This window comes from Mesorhizobium amorphae, assembly GCF_014843845.1.
Lineage (GTDB): Bacteria > Pseudomonadota > Alphaproteobacteria > Rhizobiales > Rhizobiaceae > Mesorhizobium > Mesorhizobium amorphae_A.
Genome location: NZ_JHQS01000015.1, coordinates 172,091 through 198,654, shown reverse-complemented (window position 1 = coordinate 198,654; position 26,564 = coordinate 172,091). Strand labels below are relative to the sequence as shown.

At 62.9% G+C, this 26,564-nt stretch carries 24 protein-coding genes; 15 read left to right on the top strand and 9 right to left on the bottom strand.

Going from position 1 to position 26,564, the window contains the following annotated elements; genetic code table 11:
• The first annotated feature begins 130 nt into the window (after nt 1-130).
• Both DH08_RS08655 and DH08_RS08650 read left to right on the top strand, forming a co-directional pair.
• Nucleotides 131-529 carry a GFA family protein gene (locus tag DH08_RS08655; protein WP_192178914.1) on the top strand — a complete coding sequence of 133 codons (399 nt, stop codon included), beginning with the start codon at nt 131-133 and terminating at the stop codon, nt 527-529.
• A gap of 151 nt (nt 530-680) precedes the next feature.
• Nucleotides 681-893, top strand: a complete 213-nt coding sequence (locus DH08_RS08650) for a hypothetical protein (protein ID WP_006206072.1) — start codon at nt 681-683, stop codon at nt 891-893.
• 105 nt (nt 894-998) lie between these two features.
• Here DH08_RS08650 and DH08_RS08645 read toward each other — a convergent pair whose 3' ends face one another.
• The gene (locus tag DH08_RS08645) at nt 999-1,913 is read right to left on the bottom strand and encodes a hypothetical protein (protein ID WP_192178913.1); all 915 of its coding nucleotides are present in this window, start codon (nt 1,911-1,913) and stop codon (nt 999-1,001) included.
• Nucleotides 1,914-2,103: 190 nt separating this feature from the next.
• Here DH08_RS08645 and DH08_RS08640 point away from each other — a divergent pair, with 190 nt between their 5' ends.
• The 4 genes from DH08_RS08640 (at nt 2,104) to DH08_RS08625 (ending at nt 5,888) form a co-directional block, all read left to right on the top strand.
• Complete coding sequence (locus DH08_RS08640; RefSeq protein WP_192178912.1) at nt 2,104-2,976, top strand: undecaprenyl-diphosphate phosphatase; 873 nt, start codon at nt 2,104-2,106, stop codon at nt 2,974-2,976.
• Nucleotides 2,977-3,273: 297 nt separating this feature from the next.
• Nucleotides 3,274-3,891 (top strand): transglutaminase-like cysteine peptidase, encoded by a 618-nt coding sequence (locus tag DH08_RS08635; RefSeq protein ID WP_192178911.1) that lies wholly within the window; start codon nt 3,274-3,276, stop codon nt 3,889-3,891.
• A gap of 178 nt (nt 3,892-4,069) precedes the next feature.
• On the top strand, nt 4,070-5,137 hold the full coding sequence (locus DH08_RS08630) for a glycoside hydrolase family 25 protein (RefSeq protein ID WP_192178910.1): 1,068 nt from the start codon (nt 4,070-4,072) through the stop codon (nt 5,135-5,137).
• 208 nt (nt 5,138-5,345) lie between these two features.
• Nucleotides 5,346-5,888, top strand: a complete 543-nt coding sequence (locus tag DH08_RS08625) for a DUF2314 domain-containing protein (protein WP_192178909.1) — start codon at nt 5,346-5,348, stop codon at nt 5,886-5,888.
• A 25-nt stretch (nt 5,889-5,913) separates the two neighbouring features.
• On the opposite strand, the gene DH08_RS08620 is transcribed toward DH08_RS08625, so the two are convergent.
• A complete protein-coding gene (locus tag DH08_RS08620) occupies nt 5,914-6,828 on the bottom strand; it encodes a LysR family transcriptional regulator (protein WP_192178908.1) in 915 nt (304 codons plus the stop codon).
• Nucleotides 6,829-6,932: 104 nt separating this feature from the next.
• On the opposite strand from DH08_RS08620, the gene DH08_RS08615 reads away from it, so the two are divergent.
• On the top strand, nt 6,933-7,097 hold the full coding sequence (locus tag DH08_RS08615; RefSeq protein WP_167480738.1) for a hypothetical protein: 165 nt from the start codon (nt 6,933-6,935) through the stop codon (nt 7,095-7,097).
• 39 nt (nt 7,098-7,136) lie between these two features.
• Nucleotides 7,137-7,745 carry a class I SAM-dependent DNA methyltransferase gene (locus tag DH08_RS08610; RefSeq protein ID WP_192178907.1) on the top strand — a complete coding sequence of 203 codons (609 nt, stop codon included), beginning with the start codon at nt 7,137-7,139 and terminating at the stop codon, nt 7,743-7,745.
• A 105-nt stretch (nt 7,746-7,850) separates the two neighbouring features.
• Here DH08_RS08610 and DH08_RS08605 read toward each other — a convergent pair whose 3' ends face one another.
• Genes DH08_RS08605 through DH08_RS08595 form a run of 3 tightly spaced genes read right to left on the bottom strand, consistent with a single transcriptional unit; the run spans nt 7,851 to nt 12,534 of the window.
• Nucleotides 7,851-8,408 (bottom strand): ImmA/IrrE family metallo-endopeptidase, encoded by a 558-nt coding sequence (locus DH08_RS08605; protein ID WP_192178906.1) that lies wholly within the window; start codon nt 8,406-8,408, stop codon nt 7,851-7,853.
• Entirely contained in the window at nt 8,375-8,725 is a 351-nt protein-coding gene (locus DH08_RS37345) for a helix-turn-helix domain-containing protein (protein WP_428338291.1), read from the bottom strand. Before DH08_RS37345 ends, DH08_RS08605 begins: the two co-directional genes overlap by 34 nt.
• 29 nt (nt 8,726-8,754) lie before the next feature.
• Nucleotides 8,755-12,534 carry a vitamin B12-dependent ribonucleotide reductase gene (locus tag DH08_RS08595; protein WP_192178904.1) on the bottom strand — a complete coding sequence of 1,260 codons (3,780 nt, stop codon included), beginning with the start codon at nt 12,532-12,534 and terminating at the stop codon, nt 8,755-8,757.
• A gap of 731 nt (nt 12,535-13,265) precedes the next feature.
• Here DH08_RS08595 and gltX point away from each other — a divergent pair.
• The gene (gene gltX, locus DH08_RS08590; RefSeq protein ID WP_192178903.1) at nt 13,266-14,639 is read left to right on the top strand and encodes a glutamate--tRNA ligase; all 1,374 of its coding nucleotides are present in this window, start codon (nt 13,266-13,268) and stop codon (nt 14,637-14,639) included.
• On the opposite strand, the gene DH08_RS08585 is transcribed toward gltX, so the two are convergent.
• The 3 genes from DH08_RS08585 to DH08_RS08575 all read right to left on the bottom strand — a co-directional run bounded on the left by DH08_RS08585 (nt 14,557) and on the right by DH08_RS08575 (nt 19,154).
• Nucleotides 14,557-15,759, bottom strand: coding sequence for a DUF2865 domain-containing protein (locus tag DH08_RS08585; RefSeq protein WP_192178902.1), 1,203 nt, complete (start codon nt 15,757-15,759; stop codon nt 14,557-14,559). The two genes, gltX and DH08_RS08585, sit on opposite strands and share 83 nt — an antisense overlap.
• 130 nt (nt 15,760-15,889) lie before the next feature.
• Nucleotides 15,890-18,214, bottom strand: coding sequence for an NADP-dependent malic enzyme (locus tag DH08_RS08580; RefSeq protein ID WP_192178901.1), 2,325 nt, complete (start codon nt 18,212-18,214; stop codon nt 15,890-15,892).
• A 160-nt stretch (nt 18,215-18,374) separates the two neighbouring features.
• Nucleotides 18,375-19,154, bottom strand: a complete 780-nt coding sequence (locus DH08_RS08575) for an SDR family oxidoreductase (RefSeq protein ID WP_192178900.1) — start codon at nt 19,152-19,154, stop codon at nt 18,375-18,377.
• A 121-nt stretch (nt 19,155-19,275) separates the two neighbouring features.
• Here DH08_RS08575 and DH08_RS08570 point away from each other — a divergent pair, with 121 nt between their 5' ends.
• Together DH08_RS08570 and DH08_RS08565 are read left to right on the top strand one after the other, a co-directional pair.
• On the top strand, nt 19,276-20,091 hold the full coding sequence (locus DH08_RS08570; RefSeq protein ID WP_246800740.1) for a UDP-2,3-diacylglucosamine diphosphatase: 816 nt from the start codon (nt 19,276-19,278) through the stop codon (nt 20,089-20,091).
• A gap of 128 nt (nt 20,092-20,219) precedes the next feature.
• Entirely contained in the window at nt 20,220-21,434 is a 1,215-nt protein-coding gene (locus DH08_RS08565) for an MFS transporter (RefSeq protein WP_192178899.1), read from the top strand.
• Here the strand turns inward: DH08_RS08565 and dgcA are convergent.
• Entirely contained in the window at nt 21,405-22,388 is a 984-nt protein-coding gene (gene dgcA, locus DH08_RS08560; RefSeq protein ID WP_192178898.1) for an N-acetyl-D-Glu racemase DgcA, read from the bottom strand. The genes DH08_RS08565 and dgcA overlap by 30 nt on opposite strands.
• 76 nt (nt 22,389-22,464) lie before the next feature.
• Here dgcA and DH08_RS08555 point away from each other — a divergent pair, with 76 nt between their 5' ends.
• Genes DH08_RS08555 through DH08_RS08540 form a run of 4 tightly spaced genes read left to right on the top strand, consistent with a single transcriptional unit; the run spans nt 22,465 to nt 26,542 of the window.
• Nucleotides 22,465-23,652 carry an ABC transporter permease gene (locus tag DH08_RS08555; RefSeq protein WP_192179058.1) on the top strand — a complete coding sequence of 396 codons (1,188 nt, stop codon included), beginning with the start codon at nt 22,465-22,467 and terminating at the stop codon, nt 23,650-23,652.
• Nucleotide 23,653: 1 nt separating this feature from the next.
• Nucleotides 23,654-24,466: an ABC transporter ATP-binding protein gene (locus tag DH08_RS08550; protein WP_192178897.1), complete on the top strand. Its 813-nt coding sequence runs from the start codon at nt 23,654-23,656 to the stop codon at nt 24,464-24,466.
• 14 nt (nt 24,467-24,480) lie between these two features.
• Entirely contained in the window at nt 24,481-25,854 is a 1,374-nt protein-coding gene (locus tag DH08_RS08545; protein WP_192178896.1) for an MlaD family protein, read from the top strand.
• A 37-nt stretch (nt 25,855-25,891) separates the two neighbouring features.
• A complete protein-coding gene (locus DH08_RS08540) occupies nt 25,892-26,542 on the top strand; it encodes an ABC-type transport auxiliary lipoprotein family protein (RefSeq protein ID WP_428338290.1) in 651 nt (216 codons plus the stop codon).
• The last annotated feature ends 22 nt before the right edge of the window (nt 26,543-26,564 follow it).

Genomic DNA, 26,564 nt, shown 5'->3' with positions numbered 1-26,564 from the left:
GGCGGCACCGCAACGCCACGGCCACACAACATCACTGCAACAGATGATGTCCCATCAAAGCTTTTGAATTGACGCTGCAATCTTCGCCGCTAGCGTGAGCCAATATCCCTTGAAGGCATGGAGTGCGGCGATGGCAAGGTATGGTGGCGGGTGCCTGTGCGGCGCGGTTCGCTATAGCGCGGAGGCTGCGCCGATCAACGAGCGCGTCTGCCACTGCCGGCTCTGCCAGAAGGTGATCGGCGCAGCCTTCAACGCGCGCGTGCTGTTCCGCATCGACGACGTGACCGTCGAGGGGCCGGTGGCGATGGTCAACACCTCGCCGGATCTCAAGCGCGGCTTCTGCGCGGCCTGCGGCACGACGATGTTTTCGCGGCGGGATTCCGCCGGCATCATCGGCATCACAACAGGCTCGCTTGACGATCCTTCGCTGTTCAAGCCGCAGATGCATATCTGGACGGCCTCGAAGCAGCCCTGGGTGCAACTCGACGATGGCCTGCCGCACTATGAAGGCGCGCCGCCGCCGAACTAGGTTTTCCCTCCTCCCACTGTGGGACAAGGGTGGGCGCTGGCGTTAACAGAATTTAATCCGAAACCACGAGATAGCCGGCAAAGCGTCATTGGCGAGCCATCATTGCCTGCTTATCTATCGGCTTGCGGGCCGGTATTCGAGGAGGCGACGGATGAGCGACAGCATCAACACCCTGGACGAGCTTTTGAACGACCCGATGGTCCGGCTCGTGATGGAGCGTGACCGCGTGCAGCCGGCGGAGCTTCGCATGTTGCTCGAAAGGGCCCGCGGGCGCACCGCCGAAGACGCGTCCGCCGATCAGCCGGTCGTGCCGCCGGCGCATGTCGTGGCCCGGACCTGCCTGCAGCAATGGTTGCTCGGATAGAGCAATTCCAGGAAAAATGTGCAGCGGTTTTCCGTCCGGAATTGCGTGAACAAAGAGTTGGAGCGGTCAGCGATTCTATCGGCCGCTGAGCCGCTCCAGGGCACGTCAGCCGGAATTCGCCGGCAAATAGCTGTAATGGCTGCGGAAATAGGCGAGCTTGAAGCCGAGACGCGCATAGTTGCGGTAGGCCGGTCCGTCGCGGTCGGGGTGCGGCGCCTCGATGTCGGCGACAAACAGTTTCGCGCCGGCGGCAATGCCGTCGCGAACCATTGCTTCGCCAAGCAGCGCGTCGAGATCGAAGCTCGGCGCCATGATGCCCGGTACCGGCGCATCGATGCCACTCCACGCCATGCCGTCGGCGCCGATGAACAGCGAGCGCACCGCCACCACCGCGCCGTCCTGCCTCAGCATGTAATGATGCCAGCCGGGCCGACCGACCAGCGCCAGCAGCCAGGGTGAGGTCGGCAGCCGGTACCGGCTGTCGATGAAACCAGCCCATTCTCCCGCCGTTGCCGACGTGACCCGTTCGACCGAATGCCCATCGGTCGGGAACAGCGGTTCGATAGCCAATGGCGTCGCGTCGCGAATAATCCGTTCCCAGCCGCTCTGGCGCTGCAGGCCGCGCGCCTCGAGCCAGCATCTGAGTGCCGACGGCTCAGCATGCGGATTGGCATAGAACCATGGTCGGGCAATGCCGGCGGCACGGTAATGCGCCAGCAGCGCGTCGAGCTGGCTTTCGGTGGCCGGGCGCTCGACGCCGAGATTCTTCACGCAGTTGAAATGGATGAACGGGATCGTCGTACAGGTGGTCCAGACGAGATCGGCTTCCTCGGCGATCGACAGGCCCTGGCGCGCGGCGAAATCGGCAGGCGCGGCGGCGTAGAGGTCGCGCCAGGCATTGACCTCCGCGCGTTCGATGGCTCGGCTGAAGTCGCCGGAGATATCCTCCATTGCAATCGCGGGATGGTGCGGTTCGGGCAGGACAACGGGTTGCAATTCGGACAGTGCAGCGGTCGACATCGGTTCCTCCCAACTCACACCTTGCGTTGTAAGATTAGCGAAGGGTTATATTACCACGAAACTTGTCAAGCTGGATCGGGCGCACCTTACAAAACCGTGAATTGGATTCCCCGTCTCGCGACGCTATCCCACAGCCGGGATCGGCCGAAAGCGGCGCTTCCCATGCAACTTTCGCCTGGGAAGGATCGACATGGCTGACATCTGTACTCAGGGCCTGGACACCGGCTTCGTCGGCCTGGGCTACGCCAAGGTAGCGTTTCTCGGCGTGGTGCAAGGCATCACCGAATTGCTGCCGATCTCGTCCACGGCGCATATGCGCATCGTGCCGGCCGTGCTTGGCTGGCAGGATCCGGGCTCCGCGTTCTCCGCCGCCATGCAGCTTGCGGCCCTGGCGGCTGTGGTCAGCTATTTCTGGAGCGATGTCAGGGGTATCCTGTTTGGTTCGCTCGACGCCCTGACACGCCGCGATTTCGCCGACCGGCATTTCCGCCTGGCGCGGTGGATCGTGTTGGCAACCATTCCGATCGTCATTGCCGGCGTCGCGCTGTCGGGCCTGCTCAACGCCTGCAATTCGCCGCTGCGCAGCCTGAGCGTCATCGGCTGGGCCTGCATCGGCATGGCGATCCTGCTCGCGCTGGTCGAGATTTTTGCCCGCCACCGGCGAACCATCGGCGAAGCATCCATGGCCGACGCGCTGCTTGTCGGCGTCGCCCAGATCGGCGCCTTGATACCTGGCGTGTCGCGCTCCGGTTCGACCCTGACGGCCGCGCTCGGGCTTGGCTTCAAGCGGGCCGAGGCGGCACGCTTCTCCTTCCTGCTCGGACTGCCGGCAATCGCGCTCGCCGGCCTCAAGGAATTGTGGGAGCTCCACAAGGTCCACCTCGATGCCCATGGCTGGTCGGTTCTCGCCGTCGGGCTCGTCGTCGCCTCGATTTCCGCCTTCTTTGCCATATGGGGCCTGATGAGCATTCTCGAGCGGTTCTCCGCCTGGCCCTTCGTCGTCTATCGCGGCGTGCTCGGCGTCGTGCTGCTGGTCGGGGTGGCGATGGGGTGGCTTGCCTAAAGTGCGCTGATATTCAGGTGGTGCCGGCCTGCAAATGGCGGTTTCCTGCGCTTCCGGCGCTCACATACCCAAAAGTGTCTCCGCTCCGGTTCTCGGAACCCGCCATTTCGACTCGGCCTGACCTGAATCTCAACACGCTTTATCGAACCGACGGCCGTCGCCTGGAAATCTGTGTTGCGCGGCTACCACGCCTGCGATGCAAACGGTCAACCGTCTGTGATCGCCCTGCGCACGCATTGACTTGCTCGTGAATTCTCCCTTAGCTTTTTGTTAACAAACAACAGACGTGGGGCCGCAATGGCATCCTCTACGGGTTGGCGTTGCGCGGCGCGGCTTGCAATAGCTCTGACGGCTTTCACCTCTGTGCCGGGTTTGGCCAGCGCCGCCGGCCTGTCCATGATGGTCGGCGGTCCGACGTCCCAGCCGGTCGGCCATTATGATTTCTGCAAGATCCATCCCGCCGAATGCTCGATCCGTTCGCCCAACAACACGCCGGAGCATATGACCGGCAGGCTGCTGCGTGAGATCACTGCCGTCGACGCCTCGGTCAACACGCGCGTCAAGCCGATGAGCGACATGGACAATTACGGCAAGGAGGAATGGTGGGCCTATCCGGACAATGGCTTCGGTGATTGCGAGGACTATGTGCTGGAAAAGCAGCGCGAGCTCATAAGAGACGGCGTTGCCGTATCCAACCTGCTGATGACCGTGGTCCGCAAGCCGGACGGCGAAGGCCATGCGGTGCTCACCGTGCGCACGGACAAGGGCGATTTCATCCTCGACAACCTCAGCGACAAGGTTCGCCTGTGGAGCGAAACCGGCTATCGCTACCTGAAGCGACAGGCGAGTGACAACTCCGGGCACTGGGTCTCCATCCTCAGCGGCGACGAGACCCTGGTCAGCTCGGTCAAATAGTCCTGCCGCCAACCCGGCTTCGGTTTCTCCGCAGACAAGGGCAGGGCAGAGCCTCGCTCGCTCACCATTTCGCTAACAATTGATTCAAACTTTGTTGGTAATTTCTCGTTAGGGAATTGCCAGTTGTCCGGCGGCGGTTGGTTGCCTTCGGTCTGTTGTGTTTTGCGTACAGGTCCAGATGCGGTTACCAGGCGTCGTCATTTTCTCGCTCGCGTCCCTGTGGCTTGCCGGCTGTTCGTCGACAGCGGGCGTCGATGCCCTGCAAATGCCGTCGAACGAGACGACCAGCTCCGTCGTACGGCCAAGCGTGCCCGTCACGGCGGCCCCGGACACACCCGTTCTTCCGCCTATGTCGCACGAGGCCGCACCAGTGGCCGACAATGCGCCGCCCTTTTCCCTGGCAGAGGAAGAGGAGACGATCGACGCGGACACGCCGTTGCCGGAGGAGGCCATCGAGCCACCGGTCGAGCCGGTTGCCCTGGTGTCGCAGCCGAAGCGACTGACGCGCGCCGCACCCCCGATGCTGGCCGGGCCGGTGACGCGCTACGGTTTCCGCGACGCCAAGCCGATCAATTTCGGCCGGGGGGCTTCGCCCCGGCACCTTGCCGTGCACGGCGTCGACGTCTCGCGCTGGCAGGGCAACGTGAACTGGGGCAAGCTGCGCGCCCAGGGCGCCAACTTCGCCTACATCAAGGCCACCGACGGCGGCGACCATCTCGATCCGATGTTCAGGACCAACTGGCGCAATGCCGATGCCGCCGGGCTGAAGCGCGGCGCCTATCACTTCTTCTACTGGTGCCGCACCGCCGGCGAGCAGGCCGACTGGTTCATCCGCAACGTGCCGAGGGTTGAGGGCGCGCTGCCGCCGGTGATCGATGTCGAGTGGAACGGCGAGTCCTCCTGCAAGCGGCGGCCGTCGCGCGCGACGGTGCAGGAGAAGATGCAGGTGTTCATGGACAAGTTGGAGCGACACTACGGCCAGCGACCCATCATCTACACCAGCCCCGATTTCTACCGCGACAATTTGCGCGGCGCCTTCCTGGATTACCCGTTCTGGCTGCGCGCGGTGGCGCGGCATCCATCAAAAGTCTATCCCGGCCGCAAATGGTTGTTCTGGCAATATTCCGGCTCCGGCCTGTCGCACGGGGTGAGGGGCCGCATCGACCTCAACGTCTTCCATGGCGATGAGAGGCAGTGGCGTGCGTGGGCCGGTGGCAGCCGCCAGATGGTGGCCGACGCGGATTAGAGGTGGCCAGCGTTCTGAAGTTTTGCGGCAAATTTCAGCGTTTTTCTAACGATCCGCTCACTTTGTTCTTTAGCGGTCCCGCAACGCCCGGCTGGTAACATCCGCGTGATCGTGCATGTCGCCCAAGAGGCATGCCCTTAGGCCTGACCTGAGGGTGCGCAGCGGTTTTGAACAGCGACATGCTTCAAAACAATGGCGTGAGGGGTCGATGCGCAATCCGGTTCTGGCAGTCGCTTTTGTGGCCGCTCTCGGCTACGGGTTTTTCAACACGCTCGGCCATATGCCGAGCAACAAGCCGGTTACCATCCCGGAGGCGGCACCCGGTGCCTCACCGACGGCGCCGCGCCCGGTCCAGGAAAACGTCGTCGCCTATTATACCGGCGACGAAGCAATGCAGGCCGCCAAGAAGACCGGCCGCTCGACCCTGCCGCGTTTCCACGAACTGATCGCCGCCGGCACGCCCGGCACCTACACGGTGAAGTTCCCGCTGACGCAGAACGGCGCCACCGAGCATATCTGGCTGCAGTTGCTCGGCTACAGCGACGGCACCTTCGTCGGCCTGCTCGCCGACGAACCGGTCAACGGCAACAAATACAAGATCGGCGACAGGATGAAGGTGGCCGAAGCCGACGTCGAGGACTGGATGATCAGGAATGGCGGCGAAGTCTACGGCGGCTACACTACGCGCCAGGCGTTCGCCGACATGCCCAAGGAACAGGCCGCAAAATACGGCATCACGTTCAAGGATTGAGGACCCGTGACCGCTGCCTGAAAGCCTATAGGGCCTCTCGCCCTTCGCGCTCGTGTATCTCCGCCGTCTGCGCAAGCACCCAGTCCCGGAACACCTTGATCTTGGGTGTATTGCGGCGGCTTTCCAGGTGCACCAGCCAATAGCCATCGCCATCCGATCCAAGGACTTCAAAGGGCTGTATCAACTGGCCCTTTGCCAGCAAGGCGCTGTAGATGTTGCGGGTGAGGATCGCAGCGCCCCGATCGGTCAGCGCCGCCATTGCATCGTAAGCCTGCGAACCCAGCGTCGGGCCCGCGATGACGCGATCTGGCTCGAAGGGTACGCCGGCTGCCTCGAACCAGATTTTCCACCAGGGATCGTCGGCACAGCATAGCGCCACCTTGTAAAGATCCTCGGGGCGGTGGATGCCGCCCACGCTCTCGGCCAGCCTCGGGCTGAGCATCGGCGTATAGTCTGCCTTGAACAGATAGTGAACCGTCAGGCCGGGCCATTTTCCGGTGCCGGTGCGAATCCCGATATCCATGTCCTCGCGTGTGAAATCGACCAGCCGGGACGATGTGTTGACCTTCACGGCGAGGTCTGGATGCATCAGCTGGAATGTTCCGAGCCATACGGCCAGCCAGTTCGAGGCAAATGTTTCCATGGTCGTCACGGACAGCACGCCGGTCGCTCCGCCCTTCGTGGCGACCCACGCATCGGCCAAGGCCGAGAAGGCGCCTGTTGCGTGCGGTGCCAACTGCTGTCCGGCCTCGGTCAGGGCGATCTGCCTTGTTTTTCTTATGAAAAGCGGCGTTCCGGCGCGTTCTTCCAGCACCTTGATCTGATAGCTGGCCGCGGACTGGGTCATGCCGAGTTCTTCGGCGGCCTTGGTGAAGCTGCCCAGCCGCGCTGCGGCTTCAAAGACGCGAATGGCCCCTAACGGCGGTAGCTCCCAACCCATGACGCATCAATCCTCCTGATGCATGGTACGCGACGTTCGATTGGAAACCAAGGCCGTAAAACGGCATGCTTTGTCCATCAGATCGAACCCGAAAGGACACGGCAATGACCACCCTGTACAACACGCTTCGTCGTCCGATGCTCGACCTCTTCACCGCGCCGTTCAGACCACGCAAGCGCGGCCTGCTCGACCACCGTTCGCTGTCGGACCATTTCCTGCGCGATATCGGGATGCTCGACGGTCGCGTCCCTCCCGGAACCATTCGCTGAGGAAGCTCTTTGACCGACATGGATACGAGGGAGGGAAAGATGAGCGTGTCATCGGAGGCTCTGGCGAAGAGCCGGCAAACGATCAGTGCCTATGAGGACTATGCGGAACGCTACGATGCGATCGTGAGGCATGTCCCCAACGACAGAGAGCAGGCATCGCTGAAGCGCCTTGTGGCGATCGCCGGCACAAGCGGCGAGATTCTGGAAGTCGGGTCGGGACCCGGATACGATGCCGACTTTCTGGAGACCCTGGGCGTCAAGGTTCGGCGCACCGACGCGACAAAGCGGTTTCTTGAGCTGCAGGCGGCGCGCGGCAAGCAGGGTGAGCTACTCGATCTCATCACCGATGACCTCGGCGGCCCCTACGACGCAGTCCTGGCCCTGTGCGTCCTGATCCATGTGCCGCGCGACCAGACCGACCAGATCCTTGCCAAGATTGCCGGGTCGCTGCGGCCAGGCGGCGCCTTCCTCGTATCGATGCGCAATGGCGATGGCGAGACGGGCGGCGAATATCACACGGTGTACTGGCGAAGGGACGACTTCGCGGCGCGGCTCGAAAGCGCCGGGCTGGTCCTTATCAGGGACGATTTCAACGTCGGCCGCGATCGCGAAGAATGGAACACGTTCCTGGCCGTGCGGCCGGCATGACGCGGCGGTGGGTCGGCGCGGAGTGCCGAGAGGCCTGTCACATCGCGTCGCCGACCGCGTCGACCTTGATGGAGGGGTGGGGCGCTATTGCCAATTTCAAAGAAGCTATATGTAATATTTGTTGGCGTCTTTTATTGCTATCTCTGCGGCAGTTATGGATATTCCGGCGTCTGAAGCCAGTTTCTTTGGGTCTGAGTAGTGTTTAGATATAGATTTTGGGGCCAAAATATATGCAGCAAATCTTTTTGCCTGATATTCAGAACTGTGTATTCCTGTGGCTTGGGCAATGCACTTTTCGGAATAATCGGATCTGTGCATATTGAACTTCGAATTGAAGAAATTCGAATGAAGTAAAACATGACCAAGTTCGTGCGCTATAGTCATGCGTGAGCGGTCATCCCCTTCGCAGGCCGCGATATAGACGCTCTCTGATACGACTATACTTACAGGATTAAAATCCGTGTAAGCTGGCGTGGTCATCTCTTTGTCTGGTTTTACGACAAAGCTGTATTCTTTTATAATTTTAGGCAGCTCAAGTTCGACGATATCTATCACGTCAACCCATGTTTTATCTGCCACTCCAAATTTGGCCCGTACCGCATCTGCGATGCGGGCCAATGCTGAGGCACTTAGGGCTCTTCCGACGTAGAATTCGTCAGCCATCTGCGATCCTTGTATCGCGTTAGAAAGACGACATTCGTCAGATCGGCCTGCTGCGGGCTCGATATCGAACCCGCAACAGGCGGCTCGACTCGTTTGCGTCTGTCCCGCTCATCTTGCTCATACCAATGCATGAGGAAGTCGAGGTTGCTACCGAAAAACTGTGCCATGGCCTCGATCTGGGGAATTGTAGCGACACTCTCCCCGTTTTCCACACTGCAGAGTTCAGATGGCGACATTCCAAGCTTGTATGCTGCGTCATATAGCCTGAGCCCTGCTTCAGCTCGGCAGTTTCTGCAAAATTTGGCAATTCGACTCATCGCGGCAGCCCTCGATACGCCTTCAACGCTCAGCTGCACCCGCTCGTCGAACCACACGTGTCGCACTTCTCGCAGGTGCCGTTCCGCACCATGGTGAAGTTGTGGCATTCCGAGCATTCGTTGCCGGTATAGCCCTGCATCAGGGATTGCTGACGCCGGGTCTCGGCAAGCGCTTTCGCCTCAGCTGCTTCGTTTGCCGCTGCGTCGGTGAACAGCGCCGAAGCCCCCGACGCCTCATCCGTCGCCTCTTCGTAGACGATGTCCTCGACCAGTTCCTTGGCCCGCTCCTCATAGTCGCGCTTGTAGGCGATGGCCTCGTCGCTGGCCGGCTTCAGCGCCAGCACGTTGGAACCCGAAAAGGCAGTCGGCGCGGCGCGGGCAGGGGCGGTGGTCGGCGCCGAGCCGCCAAAGCCCTTGGGCTCTGCGCTGGCGCCCGACACCAGCTTGACCGGAGAAACGCCGCGGGTCAGGCCCTTCGAAAAGGGCGTTGCCTTGCCTTCGGTGATGCCACGGCCGAGTGCCGTCTTGTCGAAATCCGACTGGTCGACATGGGCGAGGTCGTGGCGGCCGAGATAGGACACGGCAAGCTCGCGGAACACATAGTCGAGGATCGACGTGGCGTTCTTGATCGCGTCGTTGCCCTGCACCATGCCGGCCGGCTCGAACTTGGTGAAAGTGAAGGCCTCGACAAATTCTTCGAGCGGCACGCCATATTGCAGGCCAAGCGAGATGGCGATGGCAAAATTGTTCATCATCGCACGGAAGGCAGCACCTTCCTTGTGCATGTCGATGAAGATCTCGCCGATACGGCCATCGTCGAATTCGCCGGTCCTGAGATAGACCTTGTGACCACCGACGACCGCCTTCTGGGTGTAGCCCTTGCGGCGGTTCGGCAGCTTTTCACGGTCGCGATAGAGACGCTCGACGACGCGTTCGACGATCTTCTCCGTCACCTGCACGGCGCGCTGTGCCGCCGGTGCCTGGATCAGCTGCTCGACCGCATCGTCCTCGTCCTCCTCGCCATCGGCGAGCAGCGAGGAATTGAGCGGCTGCGACAGTTTCGAGCCGTCGCGGTAGAGCGCGTTGGCTTTCAGCGCCAGCTTCCACGACAGCATGTAGGCGCCCTTGGCGTCTTCCACCGTCGCTTCGTTCGGCATGTTGATGGTCTTGGAGATGGCGCCGGAGATGAAGGGCTGCGCCGCCGCCATCATCAGTATGTGGCTGTTGATCGACAGCGAGCGCTTGCCGATCTTGCCGCACGGGCTGGCGCAGTCGAACACCGCCAGGTGCTCGGCCTTCAGGAACGGCGCGCCTTCCAGCGTCATCGCTCCGCAGACATGGATGTTTGCGGCCTCGATGTCCTTCTTCGAGAAGCCCAGCGCCGGCAGGATCTCGAACGAAAAATCGTTGAGCTGCTCATCGGTGAAACCAAAGGTCTCCTTCACCCAGTCGGCGCCCAGCGTCCACTGGTTGAAGACGAACTTGATGTCGAAGGCCGACTTCAGCGCCGCATTCAGCGCCGCGATCTTGTCGTCCGAAAAACCCTTGGCCTTGAGCGAGCCGGGGTTGATGCCGGGCGCCTGGTTGAGGTTGCCATGGCCGACCGCATAGGCCTCGATCTCGGCGATCTGGCTCTCGGAGTAGCCGAGCGTGCGCAGCGCTTCCGGTACGGCGCGATTGATGATCTTGAAATAGCCGCCGCCGGCGAGCTTCTTGAACTTCACCAGCGCGAAGTCGGGCTCGATGCCGGTGGTGTCGCAATCCATGACCAGGCCGATCGTGCCGGTCGGCGCGATAACGGTCGCCTGCGCATTGCGGTAGCCATGCTCCTCGCCGAGCTCGATGGCGCGGTCCCAGGCGGCCTTGGCGTGCTCGGCAAGCGCCTGCTGCTTGAGGTCGGACGCGACCAGCGGCACCGGGTTGACGGCCAGCTTCTCGTAACCGTCCTTGTCGCCATAGGCGGCGCGGCGGTGATTGCGCATGACGCGCAGCATGTTCTGGGCGTTGCGGTCATAGTCCGGGAAGGCGCCGAGCTCGGACGCCATCTCGGCCGAGGTGGCGTAGGCAGTACCCGTCATGATCGCGGTGAGTGCGGCGCAGATGGCGCGGCCCTCGTCCGAGTCATAGGGAATGCCCGAGGTCATCAGCAGGCCGCCAATATTGGCGTAGCCGAGACCGAGCGTGCGGTATTCGTAGGAGAGCTTGGCGATCTCCTTCGACGGGAACTGCGCCATCATCACCGAGATTTCGAGCACGATGGTCCACAGCCGCACCGTGTGCTCGTAGGCGGCGATGTCGATCGTGCCGTCGGCATTGCGGTAGGGCAAAAGGTTGATCGAGGCGAGGTTGCAGGCCGTGTCGTCGAGGAACATGTATTCCGAGCACGGGTTGGAGGCCCGGATCGCACCGGCCGACGCGCAGGTGTGCCAGTCGTTCATCGTCGTGTTGAAATGCAGGCCGGGATCTGCCGATGCCCAGGCGGCATAGCCGATCTTTTCCCAGAGATCCCTGGCCTTCAGCGTCTTCAGCACCTTGCCGTCCTTGCGGGCGGTCAACTGCCAGTCGCCATCCTGCTCGACGGCGCGCAGGAAATTGTCCTTCAGCGACACCGAATTGTTGGAGTTCTGGCCTGATACGGTGAGGTAGGCGTCGGAGTCCCAGTCGGTGTCGTAGGTCTTGAACGACATCGAGGTGTAGCCCTGCTTGGCGAACTGGATGACGCGGTAGATGTAGTTCTCCGGCACCGCATCCTTCTTGGCCAGCTTGATCTCACGCTTCAGCGCGGTGTTGATCGCCGGATCGAAGCAGTCGTCGTCATGGCCTTCGCAATTGACGCAGGCCTTCATGATCGCTTCGAGATGCTTCTTGACGATCTTGGAGCCGGTGACCAGCGAGGCGACCTTCTGCTCTTCATTGACCTTCCAGTCGATGAATTCCTCGATATCGGGGTGGTCGGCATCGACGATGACCATCTTGGCGGCGCGGCGCGTCGTGCCGCCCGACTTGATGGCGCCCGCCGCGCGGTCGCCGATCTTGAGGAAGCTCATCAGGCCGGACGAGCGGCCGCCGCCGGACAGCTTTTCGCCTTCGCCGCGCAGGAACGAGAAGTTGGAGCCGGTGCCCGAGCCGTATTTGAACAGGCGCGCTTCACGCACCCAAAGGTCCATGATGCCGCCTTCGTTGACGAGATCGTCCTGCACGCCCTGGATGAAGCAGGCATGCGGCTGGGGATGCTCGTAGGAGGACTTCGACTTGGTCAGCTTGCCGGTGAACGGGTCGACATAGAAGTGGCCCTGGCTCGGACCGTCGATGCCATAGGCCCAATGCAGGCCGGTGTTGAACCATTGCGGCGAGTTTGGCGCCACGCGCTGGGTAGCCAGCATATAGGCAAGCTCGTCGCGGAAGGTGCGTGCGTCGTCCTCGGACTTGAAGTAGCCGCCCTTCCAGCCCCAATAGGTCCAGGTGCCGGCAAGACGGTCGAAGACCTGGCGGGCGTCGATCTCGGAGCCGTAGCGCTCGGCCTCGGGGAGCTTGGCCAGTTCCGCCTCGTCGGCGACGGAGCGCCACAGGAAGGAGGGAACGTCGTTCTCCTCGACCTTCTTCAGGCGCGCCGGAACGCCGGCCTTGCGGAAATATTTCTGCGCCAGGATGTCAGCCGCGACCTGGGAGAACTGCGCCGGCACATCGATATTGTCCAAGCGGAACACCACCGAGCCATCCGGATTCTTGATCTCGGAAAGCGCCTTGCGGAATTCGATCTCCGCATAGGCAGATTGTCCTGGCTTGGTGAAGCGACGCTCGATGCGCATTGGTCCGATCCCTTTTGTCTATATATAGCGCTTTTCCCCGGGGATTTCTGCCCCCAAAGCGAAACGCGCAGTCCGCCGTTGGCCGACGTCTTGACAACGCCGGCATCTCCTTTCGCAGCTTCCGCCCGTCCTGCTGGCCAGACTCCTTGCGAAGTGCCTGTCCAACCCACTGGCGACCCCTGCGGGTCCGTCAAATCTGAAACTTTTTGCTCGATTCCCCCGATCGAGGAATTTCACATTATCTAGCGCCGAACCTGCCTGCAAACACTAAATATAGTGTTAACAGAGTATTTTTTCCAGTCCGACAATTGTCCCTTTTCGCCACCCCTGGCCCCAACAACCCCAACGCTTCCGCCGGCCTCGTAACGGGCGGAAATGCGGGCAAAACGCACAAATTCCGGGAAAAAAGACCGGGCTCAGAACATTCCGGTCGCGCTCTCAACAGGAGCGCATGGCCTATAAAAGGCGACTCGTTTTGCGCCGTCAAGGATTCGTTTGCGTAGCTTTTGTGACCCCAATATCTTGTGTGTCACACATGTGGATAACGGGGACAGATCGGCGCTCCTGAAACCCCGGTTTGCCGGCCTTTGCGACCGCCCATGCCTCGCTTCGGTCGCTACGTGCAACGGCTGTGATCCACCGCCTTTTCATTTAGCCCTCTATGTTCTATGTCTGCCCGTCGCGCGGGGGCGCGTCTTGTCAACCGGAAAAGCATCCGCTACGCCCCGCTCATGACAGTTACCGTCCGTTTTGCCCCATCGCCAACCGGCCGTATCCATATCGGCAACGCGCGCACCGCGCTGTTCAACTGGCTGTTTGCCTTGAACAACAAGGGCCGCTTCATCCAGCGCTTCGACGACACCGATATCTCCCGCTCGACGCAGGAGTTCGCCGATTCCATCCTTTACGACCTGCACTGGCTGGGGATTTTCCCCGATGTCACCGAATATCAGTCGCGGCGCGTGGAGATCTACGATGCGGCGGTCGAGCGGCTGAAGGCGGCGCGCGTTCTCTACGCCTGCTACGAAACGCCGGAAGAGCTCGATCTTCGCCGCAAGGTGAGACGCACGCGCGGCCTGCCGCCGGTCTATGGCCGCGAGGCGCTGACACTGACGCCGGAGCAGGTGGCCGAATACCGGTCTGACGGCCGCAAGCCGCACTGGCGCTTCCTCCTGCCGAACTTCACCAGCGATCCGCTGCAGCCCGAGCGCACCGAAATCCACTGGAACGATCTGGTGCGCGGCGAGGAGACCGTCGACCTCGCCTCGCTGTCCGATCCGGTGCTGCTGCGCGAGGACGGCACCTATCTCTATACGCTGCCTTCCGTGGTCGACGACATCGAGATGGGCGTCACGCACGTAATCCGCGGCGACGACCATGTCACCAACACCGGCGTGCAGATCGCCCTGTTCCAGGCGCTGGAGGCCGTGCCGCCGGTTTTCGGCCACCACAATCTCCTGACCACGGCATCGGGCGAGGGGCTGTCGAAGCGCACCGGCGCGCTGTCGATCGAAAGCCTGCGCGAGGACGGTATCGAGCCGATGGCCGTCGCCTCGCTGGCCGTGCTGGTCGGCACTTCCGAAAATGTCGCCACCATGCCTGACCTGGCCGAGCTTGCGGAGCATTTCGATCCGGCCGCGACCTCGAAATCAGCGGCCAAGTTCGATCCGGACGAGCTTTTCGTGCTCAATCGGACGCTGATTCACAATATGCCGTACTCCGAGGCGCGCGACCGGCTGATCGTGCTCGGCGTCTCCGGCGACAAGGCCGAGCCGTTCTGGCTGGCCGTGCGCGGCAATCTCGACAGGCTGGCCGATGCGGTTCAGTGGTGGCGCATCCTCGGCGAGGGGCCGGAGGAGCCGCCGGAGCTTACCGGCGAGGACCGCGACTTCCTTCGCGAGGCGTTCGACCTGTTGCCGGAAGAGCCGTGGAACGGCACCGTCTGGAAGGACTGGACCGGCAAGATCCGGGAGGCGACGGGCCGCAAGGGCAAGGCGCTGTTCATGCCGCTGAGGCTCGCCCTTACTGGACAGCCTTCCGGGCCGGAGCTTGCAGATCTATTGCCCCTGCTGGGTCGGGAAGGAACGTTGGCCCGACGACCCTGACCTTGCGCTGGTCCGGCGGCAGCGCCGACACCGGCGAGGTGGCGGGCTTTTCGGCCATACGCTTGATCGTGTCGCGGTCGAGCCCGCCCTCTGCATTGGCGAGCGTCTCGGGATCGGCGCCCGGATCCGGCTTGTTGGCCGGCACCGGAGTGAACGGCGTGGTCGTCGCATCGGGGACGGATTGTTCCGGGCGTGGCGGATTGCCGGCGATGATCTCGAAATTCCCAGCCTGGGCATTGCAGCCGCAGGCCGGCGGCCTGGGCATATTGGTCTGCTTGTAGAGATAGGCCGTCGGCATTTCGCGATAGGGCCTGCCGGTAACCGACGATGTCATGTTCGCCGAATCGTCATCCATGCCGCGGGTGTAGAAAACCTGCATCTCGGCGCCGGGGCAGCTCGATTCGCAGTTCTTCTGGTCGCGCTCGAAGTCGCCGAGCGAGGCGGCGTTCGACATCGGGAAGAAATAGCCGTCGCAGGTGCGCACGCACATGGTGCGGTACTCGCCGCTCAGCCGCGGCAGGTCCATGCCGTCGGGCTGGTTGATCACCCGGCGTATGGCACGCTCTTCGTCCGGATAATCGGGCTGCTCGAGCGCGTCGAGATGGCCGCTGCCGCCGAAAAGCTGGTCGAACAGGTTGCCGTTGCCGCCTTCGCGGGCCGCTTCCTGGACCGGCGCGCGCCGCGGCTCGCTCTTGTCCTCACGACAGCCATTGGCGTCGAGCGCCGCCAGGATGCGGCTGCGGTCGCGTCGCGTGCCGCCACCGGCAAGCCGCTCGCGCTTTGCCTGCAAGGCGTCGAGATTGGCAATCATGCGATCGATGGTGGCGTTGAGTGCCGCGCATTCGCTGACGTTGCGGGAAAACAGCGAGAAGCCGCAGCTGGCATTGCTGGCCTGTCCCCGCGCCTTGGCCAATTGCTGGCGCTGGCGGGTGATGGCATCGTCATATTTGCGGATCAGGCCCGGCTTGCCACCGCCACCATTCGAGGCGGCCGCAAGCTGGGCTTCGAGCTGGCGGCAGGCGCGCGAGGCGGCTTGCGGCTCGGTGACGCCAACGACCGATGCCGCGAGCGCGCCAAGCAGCGCGGCAAGGTGCGTCAGCCTCAACCCTGCGCCCGCCATGTGCCCTAAAACTCCGCTTGCCTGTTCGCCACGAAACTAACGCGACCGCGGTTAACCGCGCCTTAGTCTGCAACCAAACGCAATCGAATCGGCAACCAAACGTGACGGCAGCTTAGCGCCAAATGCGGCCTTAGCCCAGATTGACCACCGCCTGCGCCTTGTGCGTCGCCTCAACCACGGCGAGCGCGGTCATGTTGACGACGCCGCGCGAGGTCACCGAAGGCGTCAATATGTGTGCCGGCTTGTCCGTGCCGAGCAGGATCGGCCCGACATGCAGCGCATCCATCATGGCGCGCAGCGCGGTGAGCGTGATGTTGGCCGAATCGAGGTTCGGAAACACCAGCAGATTGGCTTCGCCCTTCAGCCGCGAATGCGGATAGACACGCTGGCGCAAATGCTCCGACAGTGCGGAGTCGGCATGCATCTCGCCGTCGCTCTGCAATTCCGGCGCGATGCGCGCCAGGATGGCCGCGGCCTGGCGCATCTTCAGCGCGCTCGGCGAATCGCGCGAGCCGAAATCCGAATGCGACAGGAGTGCTGCCTTGGGCTCGATGCCGAAGCGCTGAATTTCTTCCGCCGCCAGCACCGTCATCTCGGCGATCTCCTCCGCCGTCGGGTCGACGGAGACATGCGTGTCGGTGAGGAAGATGATGCCGCGCTGCGAGATCAGCATGGACAGCGTCGACAGATCCCGGTCCTTGATACCCGCGCGTGGCCCGATGATCAGGGTGACGTTGCGCAGATGCCGCTCGAAACGGCCTTCGAGACCGCAGACCATGGCATCGGCGTCGCCGCGCTTGAGCGCAAGGGCCGCGATCACCGTGTTGTCGGTACGCACCATGGTGCGCGCGGCCTCAGTCGTCACGCCGCGCCGGCCGGCAAGCTCGATCAACAGGTCGACATAGTGGCGGTAGCGCGGATCGTCCTCGGGGTTGATCAGGCCGAAATCGACGCCCGGCTTGATGCGCAATCCATAGCGCTTCAGCCTGACTTCTATGACGTGCGGACGCCCGATCAGGATCGGCTCGGCAATGCCTTCCTCAAGCACAACCTGCGCGGCGCGCAGCACGCGCTCGTCCTCGCCCTCGGCATAGATGACGCGCTTGGAGCTCGACGCCTTGGCCGACGAGAACACCGGCTTCATCACCAGGCCGGAGCGGAAGACGAAGCGATTGAGCTTGTCGATATAGGCGGCAAAGTCGGTGATCGGCCGCGTGGCGACGCCGGTATCGCAGGCCGCCTTGGCCACCGCCGGCGCGATGCGCAGGATCAGCCTGGGGTCGAAGGGCGAGGGGATCAGGAAATCGGGCCCGAAAATCGGCGTCTCGCTCGAATAGGCGCGCGCGGCCACGTCGGACGGTTCTTCGCGGGCAAGGGCTGCGATCGCCCGCACCGCAGCCATCTTCATCTCTTCATTGATGGCGCTGGCGCCGCAGTCCAGGGCTCCACGAAAAATGTAAGGAAAGCACAGTACGTTATTGACCTGATTGGGAAAATCGGAGCGGCCTGTGCAGATCATCGCGTCTGGGCGCGCCGCCCGCGCGGCCTCCGGCATGATCTCCGGATTGGGGTTGGCCAGCGCCAGGATCAGCGGCTTCGGCGCCATATGCTGCAGCAGTTCCGGTTTCAACACGCCAGCGGCCGACAGGCCGAGAAAGACATCGGCGCCCGAAATCACATCGGCCAGCGTTCGCGCTGGAGTATCCTTCACATAAGGATCCTTCCAGCGGTCCATCTCGTCCGTGCGCCCCTTATAGGCGACGCCGAAACGGTCGGTGACCCAGATGTTCTCCACCTTGGCGCCGAGCGAGACCAGGAGATTGAGGCAGGCCAGGGCGGCGGCACCGGCGCCCGAGGTGACGATCTTGATGTCGGAAATCGTCTTGCCGGCAAATTCCAGACCGTTGAGCACCGCGGCGGCGACGATGATCGCCGTGCCGTGCTGGTCGTCGTGGAACACCGGTATGCCCATGCGGGCCTTGAGCTGTTCCTCAACCTCGAAGCACTCGGGCGCCTTGATGTCCTCGAGGTTGATACCGCCGAAGGTCGGCTCCAGCGCCGAGATCGTCTCGACCATGCGCTCGATCCCGGGCGCGTCGATCTCGATGTCGAACACGTCGATGCCGGCGAATTTCTTGAACAGCACCGCCTTGCCTTCCATGACCGGCTTGGAGGCGAGCGGGCCGATATTGCCGAGGCCAAGCACCGCCGAGCCGTTGGAGACGACGCCGACCAGGTTGGCGCGCGCCGTGTAGTCGGCGGCGGTTGCCGGATTGTCGCGGATTTCGAGGCAAGGGGCGGCGACGCCCGGCGAATAGGCAAGCGCCAGGTCGCGTTGGTTGCCGAGCGGCTTCGTCGCCTGGATTTCGAGCTTTCCGGGGGTCGGATGCTTGTGGAAGTAGAGCGCGGCCTCGTCGAGGTCCGACCGGGCCGTCTTCTTGTTCTCGCTGTCCATACCGGCCCTCCCTGCGATGTTGCCTCGCTGCCTTTTAGCATGCGGCATCGGTTTTTCGCGACGCCAAATGACGCAAGCGCGAAGGAAAGGGTCAAGGTCGAAAAGACTGAGCTATTTCAACCTTTTGTGTTGAGATCCTGCGAGAAAGCCGGACCTTGCGTCAGAACGCACTGACGTAGAGGCCGCCATCGACCGGAATGTTCTGCCCGGTCAGGTAGCCGGTATGAACCGAGCACAGGAAGGCGCAGATCTGGCCGAACTCCTCCGGCGTACCGAGTCGCTTGGCAGGCACGTCGGCGCTGATGCGGGCCTTGCGCGCGGCCGCCGCCGCCGGGTCTTCCGGGGTGCCGGCTTCATGCGGGCCGCGCAGCCGGTCGGTGTCGAGCTTACCGGGCAGCATGCTGTTTATGGTCACGTTACGGTCGATCACGGTGCGGGCGACGCCAGCGAGGAACGAGGTCAGCCCGGCACGCGCGCCGGACGACAGGTCGAGCCCGGGGATCGGCACATAGACCGACAGCGAGGTGATGTTGACGATGCGGCCGAAGCCGCGCGCCGCCATGCCGTCGATGACCGCCTGGATCAGCTCGATGGGGGTCACCATGTTCTGGGTGACGCCTTCGAGGATCTTCTCGCGGTCGAGCGTGCGGAAGTCGCGTAGCGGCGGGCCGCCATTGTTGTTGACGAGGATGTCGGGATCGGGGCAGGCGGCAAGCATCGCCTTCTGAACTTCGGGCTTCGAGACGTCACCGAGAACCTCGGTCACCTTGACGCCGTAGCGATCACGGATGTCCTGGGCGGTCCTGGCCAGCAGCTCGCCATTGCGGCCGTTGACCACCAGATCGCAGCCGGCCTCGGCCAGCGCCATGGCGCAGCCGCGCCCAAGTCCCTTGCTCGATGCGCAGACGATCGCCTTCTTGCCGCGAATGCCGAGATCCATGGTGGTTTTCTCCTCTGATCAAGCGCGGCACGCTAGCTCTTCAGCTGGACCAATCGCAACCGTCATACGGTTGTTGCATGAATCGGGGCATAGCCTGCGCGAAAGCAACGGTGACGATCTGATGTCTGGCCCAGAGCCCCGCACTTTCCGCAGCATGTTCATCTCCGACGTCCATCTCGGCTCGAAGGCGGCCAAGGCCGACTTCCTGATCGATTTCCTGCGCCATCACGACGCCGATATCATCTATCTCGTCGGCGACATCGTCGATGGCTGGCGCCTGCGGCGCAGCTGGCACTGGCCGCAGAGCCACAATGACGTCGTACAAAAATTGCTGCGCAAGGCGCGCAAGGGCGCCAACATCACCTATATCGCCGGCAATCACGACGAGTTCGCCCGCCAGTTCCAGGGCGTGCATTTCGGCGGCATCGTCGTCGCCGACCGCGCCATCCACGAAACCGCCGACGGCAGGCGCCTGCTGGTTATCCATGGTGACCAGTTCGACACCGTCGTCCACAATGCGCGCTGGCTGGCCTATCTCGGCGACTATGCCTATGACGCAGCCATGCTCGTCAACAGGGTGGTGACGCGGCTTCGCCAGTTGCTTGGCCTGCCTTACTGGTCGTTTTCGTCCTGGGCCAAGGTCAACGTCAAGAAGGCGGTGAACTTCATCGGCTCGTTCCAGACCATGCTGACCGAGGAAGCGCGCCGCTCGCATGTCGACGGCGTCATCTGCGGCCACATCCACCACGCCGCGATCGAGAACTACGAGGACGTGCAGTACATCAACACCGGCGACTGGGTGGAAAGCTGCACGGCGGTGGTCGAGCACTTCGACGGCCGGATGGAAGTCCTGCATTGGGCCAAGGTCCTGCCCGAGGCTCCGGACGAGCCGTTCATCCCGATGCTCATCGAGGACCGGGTGGTCGAAGCGGCGTGAAGCCACGGCCGGTCGCGGACTGCCGAATCAATCGATTAGTCCAACCGGTTTCGCCCGGTTTTTCTCCATGGTAATGGTCGATCACGTTGCTGGCCGTCTGGTAGAACGCGGCGTAATTGGATCGATTCATGTCCCTGCCGCCGCTTTCACCCGAACAGCTCGTCAAGCCGCGCCATTTCGAACTGCGCATGAGCCTGATCTTCTTCACCCTGTTCGTGTCGCTCGGCATCCATCTGCCTTATTTCCCGCTGTGGCTGCAGGCCGAAGGTTTCCATGCCGAACAGATCGCGGTCATCCTGGCCGCGCCGATGTTCCTGCGCGTGGTGACGACGCCGCTGCTGACCGCCCTGGCCGACAGGGCCAAGGACCGGGCCAATGTCTATATCGTGCTCGTCGCCGCGACTATGGTCATCTCCGCCGGCTATTTCCTCACTCCCACCTACGCCATGGTGTTGGCCGTTTCGCTGGCACTGACCATCGTCTGGACGCCGCATTCGCCGATCGCCGATTCGCTGGCGCTTTCGGGCGTGCGCCGCTTCGGCTCCAACTACACCGCCATGCGCAAATGGGGCTCGATCTCCTATCTCTGCGCCAACATCGCCGGCGGTTTCATCCTGGCCTGGACAGGTCCCAAGGCCGTGCCGGCGATCATCTTCGTGGCCCTTGCCGCCGCCCTTCTGGCCGGATTGCTGGCGCCGCGCCTCGGCCGTCCGCGCCGCGCGTCGCCGCTTTCGGCCACCGACATCCAGCACGCGGCGCCAAAGCTGCTCAATGCCTACTTCCTGTATTTTACCTTCGGCGTCGGCATCATCACCGCCAGCCATGCCTTTCTCTACGGCTTCGTGTCGATCTACTGGAAGTCGATTGGCATCAGCGATTCCGTCGTCGGACTGCTCTGGGCCTGGGGCGTGGTCGCCGAGGTCTGCATGTTTTTGTTTTTCAACCGCATTTTCGCCTCCGTTTCCGTCGTCCAGGTCATGGTGATCGCCGGCATCGGCTCGATCGTGCGCTGGATCGCCTTTCCGCTGATCTGGCCGCTTGGCCTTGGTGTTGCCGGCTTCTTTGGCGTCCAGACCTTGCATTCAGTGTCGGTGGCGATGGTGCTGATCGGCCTGCAGAAGATGATCGGCGAAACCGTCTCCGAAGAGCGCACGGGTGCCGCGCAAGGCATTGCCTATTTCTTCAACGGCTTCTTCATGGCCGTGGTGACGCTCGCCTCTGGTCCGCTCTACGACCGCTATGGCGTCGACGGTTTTCTGGCCATGATCCCGATCGCCATCATCGGACTGGTGCTGATCGGGCTCGCCGCGCGCTCAGCCCCACAGCGCCCTGTCAGGGGGTGAGACCAGCGACCCCTCGTAGACGAGGCCGGGCTCGCGGTCGCGGGCCAGCAGCAGCGCGCCGTCGAGGTCGACGAAATCGGCGCCTTGGGCCAGCAGGACGGCCGGCGCCATCGCCAGCGACGTGCCAACCATGCAGCCGACCATGATGCCGAAGCCAAGTTCGCGGGCCCGGTCGCGCAGCACAAGAGCGGCCGTCAGGCCGCCCGACTTGTCGAGCTTGATGTTGACGGCGTCGTAGAGACCAACCAACGCTTCGAGGTCCTTGGCCTCGTGCACGCTCTCGTCGGCGCAAATCGGTACTGGATGCGCGATGTGCCGCAAGATACCATCACGGCCGGCGGGAAGCGGCTGTTCGATCAGCGCGATGCGCTGCGCGGCGGCGAATGCGAGGTTCTCGACGATGTTCTCATCGGTCCAGCCCTCATTGGCGTCGAGGATGATGCGGCTGCCCGGCGCCGCCTCCGCCACGGCACGAATGCGGGCGATATCATTGTCGCCGCCGATCTTGACCTTGAGCAGCGGCCGCGCGGAATTGGCGCGGGCCTGCGCCGCCATCGCCTCCGGCTCGCCAAGTGACAACGTGTAGGCTGTCTCAAGCGCTCGCAACGGAGCCTTGCAAATGCTGGCCGCAACCGGCTTACCGCTTGCCTTTGCTTCCAGATCCCACAGAGCGCAGTCGATGGCGTTGCGGGCAGCTCCCGCCGTCATCACATCGAGCAAAGCAGCGCGACTGATTCCGCCAGCGATCCTGTCGCGCTTAGCCTCGATCGCCTCGCGCACGCCCTCCATGGTCTCGCCATAGCGTCTGTAGGGAACGCATTCGCCGTGCCCGATATGGCCGTTCTCGCCGATCGTCACGGTGATGACTTCGGCTTCCGTCTTGGACCCGCGTGAAATGGTGAAGGTGACGGCGATGGGAAAACGCTCGGATTCGACCGAAATGACACGCGCCATATTTTTCTTCTCAGCCTATGCGACAACGGCATGCCGGCAAATGACAGGCTGGTTCCGGCAGGCTAAACAGGACGCCATGTTGACCATCGGCAAACGCGACGCAAGCGGCAACGCCGCCAAGGAGCCAAATGGCCAGCCGCGCATCGCCGTCGGCGAGGAGGGCGGCGTTCTCGGCTGCGCCTTTTCCGGAACCTGGACGACACGCACCGTGGCATTGGTCGACGCGGAGATGCGCCGGATCGAGAAGCGCAGCGGTTTCAAAACCTTGGCGCTAGATCTTTCGCACATCGAAAAGATGGACACGGCCGGCGCCTGGCTGATCGACCGCCTGGTCAGCGCCTTCGAGAAGAAAGGCGTCGAAGTCAAATTGCAAGGCCAGAGCGAGATCGCTTCGATCCTGCTCGGCGCCGTCGGCGACGCCGTCCGGCGCGAGCCCGAATCGGGAGCGGCCGGGCCGCCCAACATCATTATCCGCGGGCTCGAGGCGGTCGGCCGCCGCGTTTATGAAATGCGCGACGATTTCCTGTCGTCGATGAACATCCTCGGCGCCACCATCCGCGGCGCGCAGATGAAGCTCGGTCGCGGTCATGCCGTCAATCCGGCCGCGATCTTCAACCAGATCGACCGCATGGGCGTCGGCGCCATTCCGGTCGTGGTGCTGATGTCGGCCATCGTCGGCGCCATCGTCGCCCAGCAGGGCGCCTATCAGCTCAGCTATTTCGGTGCCGACATCTTCGTCGTCGATCTCGTCGGCGTGCTGATCCTGCGCGAGCTCGGCGTGCTGATGACCGCGATCATGATAGCCGGCCGCTCCGGCAGCGCGATCACCGCCGAGATCGGTTCGATGAAGATGCGCGAGGAGGTCGACGCGCTGAAGGTCATTGGACTAAACCCGATCGGCGTGCTGGTCTTTCCGCGGCTGGTCGCGCTGGTGATCGCCCTGCCTTGCCTGACCATCATCGCCAATTTCGCCGCACTCGGCGGCGGCATCGTTGCTGCCTGGCTTTATTCCGACATTCCCCCGGCCGCCTTTATCGACCGTCTGCGCGTCGCCATCGACCTCAGCACGATCTTTGCCGGGCTGATCAAGGCGCCGTTCATGGCCATGATCATCGGCACCATCGCCTCTGTCGAAGGCATGAAGGTCGGCGGCAGCGCCGAATCGCTGGGACAGCATGTGACCGCCTCGGTGGTGAAGTCGATCTTCGTGGTCATTATCCTCGACGGTCTTTTCGCCATGTTCTACGCAGCAATCGAGTTCTGACATGGCGACGCGGACTGAGGCCAAGGTCGGGGAGAATAGGGACGAGGGCGATATCGTGCTGTCGGCGCACGACATCACCGTCTCCTTCGGCGACAAGCTCATCCTCGACAAGCTCTCGCTCGACATCCGGCGTGGCGAGATCCTCGGCTTCGTCGGCGCCTCGGGTGCGGGCAAGTCGGTCCTCCTGCGCACCATCCTCGGCCTGACTCCCAAACAGTCGGGCACGATCAAGCTGTTCGGGGTCGATGTCCAGAAGGCGAGCGACATCGAGCGCTTGCGCATCGACATGCGCCTTGGCGTGCTTTTCCAGCACGGCGCGCTGTTTTCGGCGCTGACGGTGCAGGAGAATGTGCAGGTGCCGATGCGCGAATATCTCGACCTGCCGAAAAAGCTGATGGATGAATTGGCTTTGCTGAAGATCGAACTGGTCGGCTTGCCGCCTGACGCGGCGCAGAAATTCCCCTCCGAGCTTTCCGGCGGCATGATCAAGCGCGCAGCCCTGGCGCGCGCGCTGGCGCTCGACCCGGACATCGTCTTCCTCGACGAGCCGACCTCCGGCCTTGACCCGATCAGCGCGGCCGAATTCGACGAACTCGTGGTCAAGCTGCGCGACACGATGGATCTGACGGTCTACATGGTCACGCACGACCTCGACACGCTGTTTACCGCCTGCGACCGCGTTGCCGTGCTCGGCAAGAAGAAGGTGCTGGTCCAAGGCACGATCGACGACATGCTGAAGAGCGAGGAGCCGTGGGTGAAATCCTATTTCCGCGGAAAACGCGCGCGCCAACTTGATCTTGCGGCGCGCGCATAGCCATAAGTGGGGCAATGGAAACCAGAGCCAACTACGTCATTGTCGGCATCTTCACGCTGGCCGCGATCCTGGCGGCCTTCGCCTTCGTCTATTGGACAGCTGCGATCGGTGACAGGGGCGAGACGGCGGTGCTGCGCGTGCGCATTCCGGGCTCGGCCTCGGGCCTCGGGCGCGGCAGCTTCGTGCTGTTCAACGGCGTCAAGGTGGGTGACGTCAAGCGCGTCTACATCGATGTCGACAACCCGACCGTCGCCATCGCCGACACCGAAATCGACCGTGTGACGCCGATCACCAAGTCGACGCAGGCCGATATCGGGCTTGCCGGCCTGACCGGCCAGGCCAATATCGAGCTCAAGGGCGCCGACCCCAAGGAGGTCAAGCTGCTCGACCAGGCCGAAAAGGAAGGCAGGGTCGCCGAGATCGTCGCCAATCCATCCGCCGTGACCAACCTGCTGCAAACCGCGCAGGACATCTTCACCCGCGCCGACAAGGTGCTTTCGAATCTGGAAGGTTTCACCCAAGACGTTCGCGGTCCGCTGACCCAGACCGTCAAGAACGCGCAGACATTCTCCGATGCGCTGGCCAAGAATTCCGATGGCATCGACAAATTCCTCGCCAGCGTCAGTTCGCTGTCGGATGAGCTGAAGGGCGTTTCGGGCAAGCTCGACGGCACGCTGAAGGCCGCGGAAGGCCTGCTCAACGCCGTCGACAAGGACCAGATCAAGAGCATCGTCGCCAATGTCGACACAGTCACCGGCAATCTGAAGGAAACCTCGAAGCAGTTCGACGGTGTGATCAAGAATGTCGACACGGCGGTGGGGTCGATCAACAATTTCGCCCAGAAGACGCAAGGTACGCTGGACAAGGTCAATGGCGTTCTCGACGGCATCGATCCGGCAGAGGTGCGCACGGCGCTCGCCAATATCCAGAAAGCCAGCGAAAGCGCCGACAAGGCCGCCGCCGATATCGCCAGGGTGACCGACAGGATCGCCGACAGAAGCGACGATATCGACCAGACCATCAAGGACGCCAAGCAACTGGCACAGCGCCTCAACGATGCCTCGGTGCGCGTCGACGGCATCCTGGCCAGGGTCGACACCTTACTCGGCTCAGGACAGGCTGACGGCGTCATGGCCGATGCCAGGGGTACGTTGAAGTCGTTCAAGCAGGTTGCCGATACGCTCAATGCCCGCCTCGGCACCATCACCGACAATCTGGCTCGTTTCTCGGGTCAGGGTCTGCAGGATGTCGAGGCGCTGGTCCAGGACAGCCGCCGCTCGATCAACCGCATCGAGGAGGCCGTGACCGATCTCAGCCGCAATCCGCAGCGCATCCTGTCGGGCGGCGAGGGCGAGGTCCGGCAATATGACGGCAGGGTGCGGCGTTGACTTCGGCGCCCGTCCACCGCAAGAACATAGACCGCAATTGCGGGTTGATCTTACGATCTGGGGACAACGGGGATCGCGCGTGAAGTCGGTGTGGGTGAGAACAGGCGGGTTGACATCGGCTGCGGCACTGCTTGCGCTGACGCTTGCCGGCTGCGCAGCACTTGGCGGCAAGCCTGCGCCGCTCGATACGTTCGAGCTGTCGGCGCCGTCGATCGACGCGCATGGCCACAGCCGTCGCCAGATCCTGATCGCCCAACCCTCCGCGCTCAAGGCGCTGGACAGCCAGAACATCGTCATCAAGCCGTCCGACCGCTCGATCCAGTATCTCAAGGGCGCGCAATGGGCCGACCGGCTGCCGCTGATCGTGCAGGCAAGGCTTGCCGAGACGTTCCAGCGCTCCGGCAGCTTCGCCGGCGTGGGCAAGCCGGGCGAGGGCCTGGCGATCGACTATCAGGTGATCGTCGAGGTTCGTTCCTTCGAAGTCCGGGTCGATGGCGGCGAGCACGCCGAGGTCGACCTTTTCGTGCGCATATTGAACGACCGCAACGGCGAGGTGCGCGCCTCCAAGAGCTTCACCGCCAGCGCGCCGGTCTCGGGCAGCGGCAACCCGGCCTATGTCGACGCGCTGGACAGCGCTTTCGGTGAGGCGGCGAAGGACATTGTCCGCTGGACGGATTCAGTGATCTGACAGCGCCCGAACGGCTCGGCCG